Raw genomic sequence first — 12172 nt, forward strand, 5'->3', positions numbered from 1 at the left:
TTGCGGGGGTTGAACCTGATCGAAGGATTGCTCCCTCAGTGCCCGTCAGTTTCGACCGAAGCGGTTTGAAACGTCAAGAGCAAGCCTTGCCGCGTCGTAAAATTCCGGTTTTTCATTGGCTTGGCAAAGGTCTGCCGCAACTTGCGGCATTGCTGCCTGCAGATTAGGCAAGATTGTTACCCGCACAATCCGAAGAATCGCCCCGCATCGGCAAAGGCTGCCCGTTTCGCCGCCTCGGATTCGAGCGCGAAATCGTCCTGCCCCCAGATCTCAGCCTGCCAGTGCTCATCAATGCGCGACAGGGCGAAGGCCTCTTCCACCATCAGGCGCGCGCGGATGACCGCAAGCGCCAGCACAAGCGAACCCGAGATCGCGACAAGATCATGAAACGCCACCAGCCGGAACGCATCCAGCGCCCTGACCGCATCTGCCAGCCGCCCGGTCGCAGCCCGGTCCTGCGCCACGGGGATCACCCCCGTTGTCACCGCCAGCCGCGCGCCGAATGTCGCCTCGGCCCAGTCCAGAAGCGGATCCCAGCCCGCCCTCTGCCGCGCAATCAGCGCTTCGGGTCCGGGCGCGCGGTAGCACAGCAGATCCGAGGCACCGTAAGCCGCAACCACCTCCGTCACCTCGGAAAATTGCAGGCGCACCTTGTCCAGCGCGGAATTGGCCATGCGGGTCATCGGCATGGTTTCGGGCTTCACCACCCCCTCCTGCGCCTGCCATTCGGCGCCGATGGCATCAGCCATGTCCTGCGTCGGAAGGATCAGCGACGTCTTGGCCGGGGTCCGGACCGCGCGCCCGTCCAGCAGCACGGCAAAGCCGCCCTCGACCGCCTCGGTGCGGGCCTCGGTCCAGAACCGTTTCGGAGCCCAGGCTGTCATTTGTGCAGTTTCTCGAACGGGTCGGCGGGCACATCGTTCGGGCCCCAGTCCAGCGCCTTCCATGTCCGGTCCATATGGTCGGGCAGCGGCGCGGTGAAGGTCATCGCAGCCTTGGTGATGGGATGTTCGATGCTCAGGCTGCGGGCGTGCAGATGCAGCTTCTTGCTGACCTCGCCGCCGATGGACGCCCCCCAGCCATCGCCAAGGTTTTCCGACCCCGAGCCGCCATATTTGCCGTCGCCCAGAATGGGATGGCCCAGTTCCGCCATATGGGCGCGCAACTGATGGGTGCGCCCCGTCACCGGCTCCAGCGCCATCCAGGAAAGGCGCGTGCCAAGAAACCAGAGCGTGAAGAAATCGGTATGCGCCCGCTTGGCATCGGGGAAATCGGCCATCTTGGCGGGATGGATGCAGATCATCTTCTCCCCCTCGCCGCCACGCCCGCGCCCCGGCGCCTTCATCAGCCCGTATTTGACAGACCCCTGACGCGGTGACGGCACGCCCGCGACCGCCGCCCAATAGATCTTGCGGGTGTTGCGGTGGCGCAAAGCCTCGGACAGCGCGCGCGCCACACGGTCGGTGCGGGCCAGCATCAGGACGCCTGATGTGTCCTTGTCCAGCCGGTGCACCAGTTTCGGGCGGTCCTTGTAGCCGAATTTCAGCGCCTCGGTCAGGCCATCCACATGTTTGTCGCCCTGCCCCGATCCGCCCTGACTGGCCAGACCCGGCGGCTTGTTCAGGATGATCAGATGTTCATCACGGAAGATCACCGCATTCTGGATCATCTTCGCATCCGCGGCACTTATGCTGTCGGACAGCGGGCGTGACGGCGCATCGCCTTGCGGAATGGGCGGCACGCGGATCACCATGCCGGGCGCGACCCGGTCGGATGCCTTGGCCCGCCCGCCATCGACGCGCACCTGCCCGGTGCGGCAGTATTTCTCGACAGCACCCTGCGTGATCTGCGGAAAACGCCGTTTCATCCAACGGTCCAGCCGCTGCTCGCCCTCATCCTCGGACACGGTCAGAAGTTTCACTTCGCTCATAGCACCTGCCTCGCAAGGAAAAGCCCCGCCGCGATACCACCCAGCGACAGACAGACCGTGGCCGCGACATAACCCAGCGCAAGCCCCGCCTGTCCCCGTTCCCACAGCGTCGCGGCATCAAGGGAAAAGGCTGAAAAAGTCGTGAACCCGCCCAGAATTCCGCTCATCAGGAACGGTGCATGACGGGTGCCGCCGAATTTCGCCAGAACCACCACCATGACCCCCATCAGAAAGCTGCCAAATGCGTTGATCAGCAGAATACCGAACGGGAAGCCATGACCGAAAAGCCGCGCAGCCCCTATATTCGCCAGATGGCGCAGCATAGAGCCGATGGCACCCCCGAGGGCGACTTGGGAAAGGGTCCAGATCATCGCCCTTCCTTCAACCCGACAAGGCGAATTGTCAACCGGAAGGGCCGCAGGGTCACTCTCCCTGCCGCTTGGCGCGCAGTTTCGCGAAATAGTCGATCCGCTTTTTCAACTCCCGTTCAAACCCGCGCTCGGGCGGCGCGTAAAGCACCGGGCGGCGCAGCCCGTCAGGAAAGTAGTTCTGCCCCGAAAATCCGTCCTCGGCGTTGTGGTCATAGGCATAATCCGCGCCATAGCCGATATCCTTCATCAGCCTGGTCGGCGCGTTCAGGATGTGGGCGGGCGGCATCTTGCTGCCCGTATCCCGCGCCAGCGCGCGCGCGGCCTTGTAGGCGGTATAGACCCCGTTCGATTTCGGCGCGAGGGCCAGATAGACCACGGCCTGCGCCAGCGCCAGTTCCCCCTCGGGACTGCCCAGCCGTTCATAGGTTTCCCAGCTTTCCAGACAGACCGATTGCGCCTGCGGATCGGCAAGGCCCACATCCTCGACCGCCATCCGGGTCAGGCGACGGGCCAGAAAGCGGGGATCCTCGCCGCCTTCCAGCATCCGCGCGAACCAATACAGGGCGGCATCCGGGTCCGATCCGCGCACCGATTTGTGCAGCGCGGAAATCAGGTTGTAATGCTCCTCGCCCGATTTGTCGTATTTCGCGGCGCGGCGCATCAGGCGGGTGGCCAGTGCCTCACGGGTCTGAGGTGAGTCCACCTTCCATGCCGCCACCTGTTCGATCAGGTTCAGAAGCGCGCGGCCATCGCCATCGGCCATTTCCAGCATCGCCTCGCGCGCCTCACCCTTCAGGGGCAGCGCGCGGCCCAGTTCCTGCTCGGCCCGCTGCGCCAGCAGTTCCAGATCGGCCAGCGTCAGGCGTTCCAGCACGATGACCTGTGCCCGGCTCAGCAATGCCGCATTCAGTTCGAAGGACGGGTTTTCCGTCGTCGCCCCGACCAGAAGGATCGTGCCATCCTCCATATGCGGCAGAAATCCGTCCTGCTGCGCCTTGTTGAAACGGTGGATCTCATCAACGAACAGCAAGGTTCCCTGCCCGTTGCGGCGGCGCAGTTTCGCCGCCTCGAATACCTTGCGCAGATCGGGCACGCCGGTGAAGATCGCGGAAATCTGGACGAAGGCCAAATCGGTCTCATCGGCCAGAAGCCGCGCGATGGTGGTCTTGCCCACCCCGGGCGGTCCCCAGAGGATCAGCGAGGACAGCGACCCCGCGCCCAGCATCGCTCCCAGCGGCCCTTCGGGCGACAGCACCTTGCTCTGCCCCACCACCTCGGACAGGCGGCGCGGCCGCAGGCGATCGGCCAGCGGGCGCGGACCCTCTGCCTTGGGTCCGTCATCGGGGATCTGATCGAAAAGGTCGGCCATCGGATCACGCTACGCGCTTCGCCTCACGGGCGGAAGGGGTCAGAAACGAAAGCGCAGGCGGACCCGCTGTCCCTGCCGCAGCACATCGAGGGCCCAGTTGCGCGTCTGCTGTTCCGACAGTTCGGCCAGATCGGCCAGCGTCTCGACTGCGACGCCGTTGATGCCAAGGATGACGTCCCCCGCCGCCAGCCCCGACCGCAGCAAGGGCCCCTCCAGCCCTGTCACGACAACCCCCTGAGCTGCCAGCGGCAGATCCAGTTCGACAATCGTAGACGGGTCAATTTCGGTGGCGGACAGTCCGGCCAGCGCGCCTTCTGTAATCGTCAGGGCGGGGCCATCGCCCCCCGGGGCTGCGTCAAGGCGCAGTGTGACCTCGGCCCGTGCGCCGTCGCGGGCATATTCAACGCTGGTTTCCTGCCCGATCCCGGCCACGGCCAGACGGAACATCACCTCTTGCGGGCTGTTCACCTCGGCCCCGCCAAGGGCAAGGATCACATCACCCGGCTGCAACCCTGCCGCCCCAAAGGGGCTTTGCGGATGCAGTTCGGTGATGACGATGCCCCCGGGCCGGTCCAGCCCCAAAGCCTCGGCCATGGCGGCATCCACCTCTTGCCCGCCAACGCCCGCCCAGGGGCGTTCAAACCGCGTGCCACCCGCCTCGGCCTGACGCAGCACCTCGGCGACCAGATTGGCAGGAATGGCAAAGCCGATCCCGTTTGAACCGCCGGATCGCGACAGGATCGCGGTATTCACCCCGATCAGGCGGCCATTCATGTCGATCAGCGCACCACCCGAATTGCCCGGATTGATCGCGGCATCCGTCTGGATGAAATAGCCCTGCCCCAATGAGGCCGAAGACCGCGCCAGCGCCGAAACGATGCCCGAGGTCACGGTCTGGCCCACACCGAACGGGTTGCCGATGGCCATGACAAGTTCACCCGCCTCAACCGCATCACTGTCGCGCAGGTCCAGCGCGGGCAGGTCAGATGCCCCCGACAGGCGCAGCACCGCCAGATCGCTGGCCTCATCGGCCATGATGACCTCGGCCGAATATTCCCGCCGGTCGGTCAGCACGACGCGGATATCGGTGGCGCCGCCGACAACATGGTAGTTCGAGACGACCAGACCATCCGGCCGCAGGATCACACCGGACCCCAATGAGTTTTCGACACGCGGGCGCACCGGCCCCAGATCGCGGAAGAATTGTTCAAAGAAGGGATCGCCCGAAAACAGCCCGGACCGCCCCTGCACCACCCGCTGCGCATAGATGTTGACGACGGCGGGGGACGCCTCACGCACCAGCGGGGCAAAGGACAGCGCGATCTCTTCGCGGCTTTCCGGAACGGTTTGCGCGCCGACGGCCGGAGCAGAGAGGATCAGCGCCAGCGCGGCGCCAAGAACAGGGTGCGGTTTCATCGTGACCTCGGTTTGCCGCTTTTGCGGATTGCAGCCTTGCCGCCGATATGGGGTATCGGCGGCAAAGCTGCAACAGACACGCCCTCAATGCAGTTTCGAGGCCATGTTGATCGTCACGCAGACGCAGGGCAGACCGTCGAAATCAAGGATCGGCCCGGCGGGTTCACATTCCAGACCGACGCGCCGCCCGATCCGGCGCGAGGCTTCGGGGATCAGACCCAGAACTGAAGTGGCCCCCAGCCGGCGCGCCGAATTCACCATCTCCTGCCGCAATTGCAACTGCACGCGCAGCCGCTGATTGGCGGGCACGCAGTCCGATACGAAGACCCGGCTGCTTTCCCAGATATGGTCCGCAATGGGAGCCTCGAAATCCAGAAGATTTGAGGGAATTGTGGACAAAAGACCCAATTGCGCATCGCGGATCATATAGGAATAGATGCCGCAGCGATGGGTCGTCGGCGTCAGTCGGATCCCGGCCAGAATGCGGCCGTTTTCATGCACCGCGACCCAACGGCTGGCGGGCGTGTCATACTGGTCGAACTCCATGCCATCGGCTTGCGGCAGATCCCATTTGTTCTGCACGATGAAAGCCTGATGGCGCGCGCGCAAGAGATTGGCGAAAAGTTCGCCGTGATTGTGCATGTTCTCGAAAGACAGGGTTGTGACTTCCATTTTCAGTCTCCTTCTGGGGGTTAAAACCTTGGGAAGGGGACCGTCACATGCCTAGAGCAGTCGGTATTCTCGCGCTTTCTTGACCGCCTCCGACGTCGTCCGGGCCTCCAGTCGGACTCGGGCAGAGGACAGCCGCGCCTTGAAGGCGCTTTCCGATATTCCCAGTTTCGCTGCGGCAGCAGTGTGGCGGTCCCCGTTGGCGATGCATTGCAACGCCTCGATCTGTGCCTTCGTGAGATCCGAAGGCGGCTTGGCCGCAATATGAAGTCGCGCAGTGATGTCGGCCAGAATCGTCAACTCTTCGTCACTGAACTCCCGGTCCGAACGGCAGATCCCTGCCATGGAACGGGAGGTAATCGGCCCATAGGACGAGACCACGCCGAAATTCATGTTATGGGCAGCGGCCTTTTTCAGCACCCCGAACGGGTCGGGAAGGGGGATCTCGCTCCATCGTGCTGTGCCCGTCGTGCCAATCCCCCAAAACACCAGTGGATCGCGAAGATAGTAGGAATTGGCATTGTAATACTCGACCCAGTCAGCCGGATACTTGCTGAAGTAGATCAGCGGATTGGCATAGCGGATATGAAGACCCACCGCATAACCCTCGGGGGCGAGGGCGGCGAGTTCATCATAGAGCTCGGTGAGGCTTCTGTTCACAGTATCAACTTATACAGATTCGGCTGACTCTCCATACAACCCTAGTGGCATAAATTCCGCTCTGCCAGATATCCTGTTAAGAAACAGTTTACATTGATTGCCAAAAGGTAAGGATTGTTGCCCCAATGACCTAAAATGGCGAAAGCCCGCCGACATGGCGGGCTTTCCAGAGGTGTTACCGGTCGGCGACCGGCGCCGGTCTCAGGCTTCGGCAGCGTCCTCGGCTTCCAGGCGGGCCTTGTCGGCGGCACCTTTCGCGGCCGGGTCGCGGTCGACGAATTCGATGATCGCCATCGGCGCCATGTCGCCATAGCGGAAGCCAGCCTTCAGCACACGGACATAGCCGCCCTGACGATCCTTGTAGCGCGGGCCCAGAATCTCAAAGAGCTTGGCCACGTCCTTGTCTTCCTTCAGCTGCGCACCAGCCTGACGGCGGGCATGCAGGTCACCGCGCTTGGCCAGCGTGATCAGCTTTTCGATCACCGGGCGCAGTTCCTTGGCCTTGGGCAGCGTGGTCTTGATCTGCTCATGCTCGATCAGCGAGCCGGCCATGTTGGAAAACAGCGCCTTGCGGTGCTCATGAGTGCGGTTGAGGCGGCGGTAGCCGCGGGCGTGACGCATGATGGTCTCCTATCGTCGCGTTATGCTTTGTGTTGCAACCCGTGCGTTGCGGGCGGCGTCGTTGGGGCGGGATTGCCCATGGATTCCCCGGCAGTCCGGGCATTTTCTTGCAAGGTGGCGCCCCCCCACCCTCTCCCTCCCCCTTGTGGGGAGGGAATGGGGGAGGGCGGCGCCCCCTCAGAACTGGTCTTCGAAGCGCTTGGCCAGATCCTCGATGTTTTCCGGCGGCCAGTCCTCGACATCCATGCCAAGATGCAGGCCCATGCCCGACAGCACTTCCTTGATCTCGTTCAGCGACTTGCGGCCGAAGTTCGGGGTGCGCAGCATCTCGGCTTCGGTTTTCTGGATCAGATCGCCGATATAGACGATATTGTCGTTCTTCAGGCAGTTCGCCGAACGGACCGACAGTTCCAGCTCATCAACCTTCTTCAGCAGCAGCGGGTTGAATTCCAACCCGTCATCCACATCCGAACGGCTGGCCGATTCCGGCTCGTCGAAGTTCACGAAGATCGACAGCTGATCCTGCAGGATACGCGCGGCATAGGCCACGGCATCATCCGGCGTCAGGCTGCCATCGGTTTCGATCTTCATCGTCAGTTTGTCATAATCCAGCACCTGCCCTTCACGGGTGGGCTGAACCTCATAGCTGACCTTCTTGACCGGCGAATAGATCGCATCAATCGGGATCAGACCGATCGGGGCATCCTCGGGGCGGTTCTTGTCGGCGGCGACATAGCCCTTGCCGGTATTCACCGTCAGTTCCATGAACACATCCGCGCCGTCATCCAGATGGCAGATCACGTGATCCTTGTTCAGGACCTCGATGCCGTTGGATTCCGAAATATCGCCCGCCGTCACGACGCCCGGCCCCTTGGCCGAGATCGACAGGCGCTTGGGGCCCTCGACTTCCATCTTCAGCGCCACACCCTTGAGGTTCAGCACGATGTCGGTCACGTCTTCGCGCACCCCGGCAACCGAGGAAAATTCATGCAGCACATTGTCGATCTGCACCGAGGTGATCGCCCCGCCCTGCAGCGAGGACATCAGAACCCGGCGCAGCGCATTGCCCAGCGTCAGACCAAAGCCGCGCTCCAGCGGTTCGGCGATAACGGTCGCGCTGCGCTGCGCATCGGCACCCGGTTTGACAACCAGTTGCGTCGGCTTGATAAGTTCAGCCCAATTTTTGTGGATCATGCGTGTCGCCTCCATACCTGTCTGCTGCCCATGTCCATTAAGCGGCAAACGCCCGAGGATTCAGAAATGCCGAAACCGGGCCATGCGTCCTCCGCATGGCCCGGCCTTTGAAACGATTTTCAGACGCGGCGACGCTTGGGCGGGCGGCATCCGTTATGCGCCAGCGGGGTCACGTCGCGGATCGAGGTGATGTTGAGGCCAACGGCGGCCAGCGCGCGAAGCGCCGATTCGCGGCCCGAACCGGGGCCCTGAACCTCAACCTCAATGGTTTTGACGCCATGATCCTGCGCCTTGCGGGCAGCATCCTCGGCGGCCATCTGGGCGGCATAGGGGGTCGATTTACGCGACCCCTTGAAGCCCATCGTGCCCGAGGAGGACCAGGAGATCGCATTCCCCTGCACGTCCGAAATCAGGATCTTGGTGTTGTTGAAAGACGAATTCACATGCGCCACACCGGCAGCAATGTTCTTGCGTTCTTTCTTCTTGACGCGGGTCTTGTCACGAGCCATCTGATCGCCCCCTTATTTCTTCTTGCCGGCAATGGCCTTTGCGGGGCCTTTGCGGGTGCGGGCATTGGTATGGGTGCGCTGGCCACGGACCGGCAGGCCCCGGCGATGACGCAGACCGCGGTAGCAGCCCAGATCCATCAGACGCTTGATGTTCATCGAGACTTCACGACGCAGGTCACCCTCGACGGTGAAGTTTGCGTCGATATGCTCGCGGATCGCCAGAACTTCGGCATCCGACAGCTCATTCACACGACGCGACAGGTCGATGTTGCAGGCTTCACAGATCTGCTGGGCGACATGATTGCCGATCCCGGTGATATAGGTCAGTGCGATCGGGACTCGTTTCCCGGTCGGAATGTTTACGCCAGCAATACGTGCCACGCGTTCTTCCTTTCGTTGCGGTTCCGTGATGCCAGAACCTTTTTTCACAACGCCCGGGAACAGCGTATCCGCCCCCGATCCGTCCGTCCCGCTTCCGTCATCCCGGAAACGCCGACGATTCCCTTGCGGGACGCCGTGCAATATGGGCTTTTGCCCCGCCCGTCAAGGGCGCGACGCAGATTTAACGACTGCTGTCAAGAACTTCGGAAATGGCAGCCGCCACCGCGTCCATCGCCGCCAGCCCATCCACGGCGCGCAGTTCACCGCGCGCATGGTAATAGCCGATCAGAGGCGAGGTTTTCTTGTAATATTCCATCAGCCGGGTGCGCAGAGCATCTTCATTGTCATCCGCGCGCCGCATAAGATTGGTTGAGCCGCAGGCATCGCAGACCCCGTCAACCTTGGTCGGCGTGATGCGGTCATGATAGACCGCCCCGCAATTGCCACAGCTGTAGCGGCCTGAGATCCGATCAACCAGTGCCGCGTCATCCACCTGCATCTCGATCACCGCATCCAGACGCAGATCCAGTTCCGCCAGCAGGTCCCCCAGCGCATCGGCCTGTTTCAGGGTGCGGGGAAAGCCGTCAAATATGACCCCGCCACTGGCGACCGTGGTCAGCTTTTCCCGGATCAGACCGATGACGATCTCATCGGTGACAAGCTCTCCGCGTGCCATGACCTCGGCCACGCGGCGCCCCATTTCCGAGCCGGAGGACTTCGCCTCGCGCAGCATGTCGCCGGTAGAAAGCTGGACCATGCCCCGCTCCTCGACCAGCCGCTTGGCCTGCGTGCCCTTGCCTGCGCCCGGGGGCCCCAGAAGGATGATATTGGCCATCTCTGCCCCCTCTCTCAGCGCCGTGCCGGTGCGCGCGAACCGCCGCGTTTCTTGCCGCGAAGCTGCGATTTCTCGATCAGCCCCTCATACTGATGGGCCAGAAGATGCGATTGCACCTGATTGATCGTATCCATCGTCACCGAAACCACGATCAGAACCGAGGTGCCGCCGAAATAGAACGGGATTGCCAGTTCATTGCGCAGGATCTCGGGCAGAAGACAGACTGCCGCCAGATAGGCCGACCCCAGCACAAGGATCCGGTTGACGACATATTCCAGATATTCCTCGGTCTTCTTGCCCGGCCGGATCCCCGGAATGAACCCGGTCTGATTCTTCAGGTTCTCGGCCACGTCTTCAACCTTGAACGACACATTATGCGTGTAGAAATAGGTGAAGAACACGATCATCGCCGTGAAGAACAGCAGATAAAGCGGCTGCCCCGGACCGAAATAGGCCAGGATCGTCGACATGATCGGCCCGGTCTGCTGGCCCGAAAAGGTCGAGATCGTGACCGGCAGCAGCAAAAGAGACGAGGCGAAGATCGCCGGGATCACACTGGCCGGGTTCACCTTGATCGGCAGATGGCTTGATCCGCCCTCATAGATCTTCATGCCCTGCTGACGGCGCGGATACTGGATGGTGATCTTGCGAAGCGCACGTTCCATGAACACGACAAAGCCGATCACCAGTACCACCATCACGATCACACCGACAATCACGGCGGGAGAGATCGCACCCGAGCGGCCCTGACTGAAGAACTGCGCCAGAGCGGCCGGAATCTCGGCCACGATGCCGACGAAGATGATCAGCGAGATGCCGTTGCCGATACCGCGCGCGGTGATCTGTTCACCCAGCCACATCAGGAACATCGTGCCACCGACCAGCGTGATGACGCAGGCGGTGATGAAAAAGGCCCCCGGACTGGTGACAAGCCCGCCCGATTGCAGGCTGACCGCGATGCCGTAAGCCTGAAAGATCGCCAGCGCCACCGTGCCATAACGGGTATACTGGTTCAGCTTCTTGCGGCCCTGTTCGCCCTCTTTCTTCAACTGTTCCAGCTTCGGCACCATGGAGGCCAGAAGCTGCACGATGATCGAGGCCGAGATATAGGGCATGATCCCCAGCGCGAAGATCCCCATGCGGGAAATCGCGCCGCCGGTGAACATGTTCAGCATGCCACCGATTCCGGTCGACAGCTCTTCCATGAACTCGCGCAGGGCGGTTCCGTCAATGCCGGGCACCGGAATATAGGTGCCGATCCGGTAGACGATCAGCAAACCGATTGTGAAAAAGATCCGCTGACGCAGATCCTTGGCCTTGCCGATTGAGCTCCAGCTCAGGTTTGCCGCCATTTGTTCCGCAGCAGATGCCATGGTGTCCTTACTCCGCGGTCGCTAAAGGAAGCGCCGCCTGACCGTTTTGCGGTCGGCGGCGCAAGAAACGTGAGGGAGATGTAAGCGGTCCTGCGACCGCTCACAACCTCTTATTCGGCTGCCGCCGCTGCCTTGGTCGCAAGTTTCAGCGAACCACCGGCCTTTTCAACCGCCGCAACCGCCGAGGCCGAGGCCCCCGTCACGACCAGATTGACCGATGCGCTGATCTCGCCCTTGGCCAGAACGCGGATGCCGTCATGCTTCGACTTGGTCAAACCAGCCGCAACCAGCGCATCCTCGTTGATCTCGGCCGAGGCGTCCAGCTTGCCGGCCTCGACGAATTTCTGGATCAGGCCAAGATTGATGACCGCGTATTCCTTGGCATTCGGCTTGGTGAAGCCACGCTTGGGCAGGCGGCGATACAGCGGCATCTGGCCGCCTTCATAGCCGTTCAGCGCCACACCCGAACGGGATTTCTGACCCTTGATCCCGCGCCCGGCGGTCTTGCCCTTGCCCGAGCCGGGACCACGCGCCACGCGCTTTTGCTTCTTGGCGGCACCCGGATTGTCCGAAAGTTCATGCAGTTTCATGTCGCAATCTCCTTGGCCGGAAGGCCCCCGCCTGCGACGGATGGGGGCAACACGGCATTTCTTGTTGATTCTCGTGGCCGGGAAGGCCACCCGGGGCGATTACAGGAGCCGCGTCACCAAGGCAAGGAGAAAGCCAATGATTGCCCGGGTCTCCCCTTTCTGCGGCGCATTGACACAGAGCAGCGGGAATGGCCGCAGAGAACTGCGCGCCGCACAACAAAAAACGCCCCGCAGTCACCTGCGGGGCGTTTCCG

The 12172-nt window shown here is 62.3% G+C and carries 14 protein-coding genes; all 14 read right to left on the reverse strand.

Annotation, left to right across the window (positions count from 1 at the left end; genetic code table 11):
• Positions 1-176 precede the first annotated feature (176 nt).
• Positions 177-884, reverse strand: coding sequence for an ATP12 family chaperone protein (locus JL811_RS14105; protein ID WP_202689351.1), 708 nt, complete (start codon positions 882-884; stop codon positions 177-179).
• A complete protein-coding gene (locus tag JL811_RS14110) occupies positions 881-1930 on the reverse strand; it encodes an RluA family pseudouridine synthase (RefSeq protein WP_202689352.1) in 1050 nt (349 codons plus the stop codon). The genes JL811_RS14105 and JL811_RS14110 overlap by 4 nt, the downstream gene beginning before the upstream one ends.
• A complete protein-coding gene (gene crcB / locus JL811_RS14115; protein ID WP_202689353.1) occupies positions 1927-2301 on the reverse strand; it encodes a fluoride efflux transporter CrcB in 375 nt (124 codons plus the stop codon). The genes JL811_RS14110 and crcB overlap by 4 nt, the downstream gene beginning before the upstream one ends.
• 52 nt (positions 2302-2353) lie before the next feature.
• Positions 2354-3670 (reverse strand): replication-associated recombination protein A, encoded by a 1317-nt coding sequence (locus JL811_RS14120; RefSeq protein WP_202689354.1) that lies wholly within the window; start codon positions 3668-3670, stop codon positions 2354-2356.
• Positions 3671-3709: 39 nt separating this feature from the next.
• On the reverse strand, positions 3710-5086 hold the full coding sequence (locus JL811_RS14125) for a Do family serine endopeptidase (RefSeq protein WP_202689355.1): 1377 nt from the start codon (positions 5084-5086) through the stop codon (positions 3710-3712).
• A gap of 84 nt (positions 5087-5170) precedes the next feature.
• Positions 5171-5758: an acyl-homoserine-lactone synthase gene (locus JL811_RS14130; RefSeq protein WP_202689356.1), complete on the reverse strand. Its 588-nt coding sequence runs from the start codon at positions 5756-5758 to the stop codon at positions 5171-5173.
• Between the two features lie 51 nt (positions 5759-5809).
• Positions 5810-6415 (reverse strand): autoinducer binding domain-containing protein, encoded by a 606-nt coding sequence (locus JL811_RS14135; protein ID WP_202689357.1) that lies wholly within the window; start codon positions 6413-6415, stop codon positions 5810-5812.
• 201 nt (positions 6416-6616) lie between these two features.
• Positions 6617-7036 (reverse strand): 50S ribosomal protein L17, encoded by a 420-nt coding sequence (rplQ, locus tag JL811_RS14140; RefSeq protein WP_202689358.1) that lies wholly within the window; start codon positions 7034-7036, stop codon positions 6617-6619.
• 177 nt (positions 7037-7213) lie between these two features.
• Positions 7214-8230, reverse strand: coding sequence for a DNA-directed RNA polymerase subunit alpha (locus JL811_RS14145; protein ID WP_202689359.1), 1017 nt, complete (start codon positions 8228-8230; stop codon positions 7214-7216).
• Between the two features lie 119 nt (positions 8231-8349).
• Entirely contained in the window at positions 8350-8739 is a 390-nt protein-coding gene (rpsK, locus tag JL811_RS14150; RefSeq protein ID WP_202689360.1) for a 30S ribosomal protein S11, read from the reverse strand.
• A gap of 12 nt (positions 8740-8751) precedes the next feature.
• A complete protein-coding gene (gene rpsM, locus JL811_RS14155; protein ID WP_202689361.1) occupies positions 8752-9120 on the reverse strand; it encodes a 30S ribosomal protein S13 in 369 nt (122 codons plus the stop codon).
• Between the two features lie 181 nt (positions 9121-9301).
• Positions 9302-9955 (reverse strand): adenylate kinase, encoded by a 654-nt coding sequence (locus tag JL811_RS14160; protein ID WP_202689362.1) that lies wholly within the window; start codon positions 9953-9955, stop codon positions 9302-9304.
• Positions 9956-9969: 14 nt separating this feature from the next.
• Positions 9970-11328, reverse strand: a complete 1359-nt coding sequence (gene secY, locus JL811_RS14165; protein ID WP_202689363.1) for a preprotein translocase subunit SecY — start codon at positions 11326-11328, stop codon at positions 9970-9972.
• Positions 11329-11438: 110 nt separating this feature from the next.
• Positions 11439-11918: a 50S ribosomal protein L15 gene (rplO, locus tag JL811_RS14170; protein WP_202689364.1), complete on the reverse strand. Its 480-nt coding sequence runs from the start codon at positions 11916-11918 to the stop codon at positions 11439-11441.
• Positions 11919-12172 lie beyond the last annotated feature (254 nt).

This window comes from Szabonella alba, from assembly GCF_016765775.1.
Lineage (GTDB): Bacteria > Pseudomonadota > Alphaproteobacteria > Rhodobacterales > Rhodobacteraceae > Szabonella > Szabonella alba.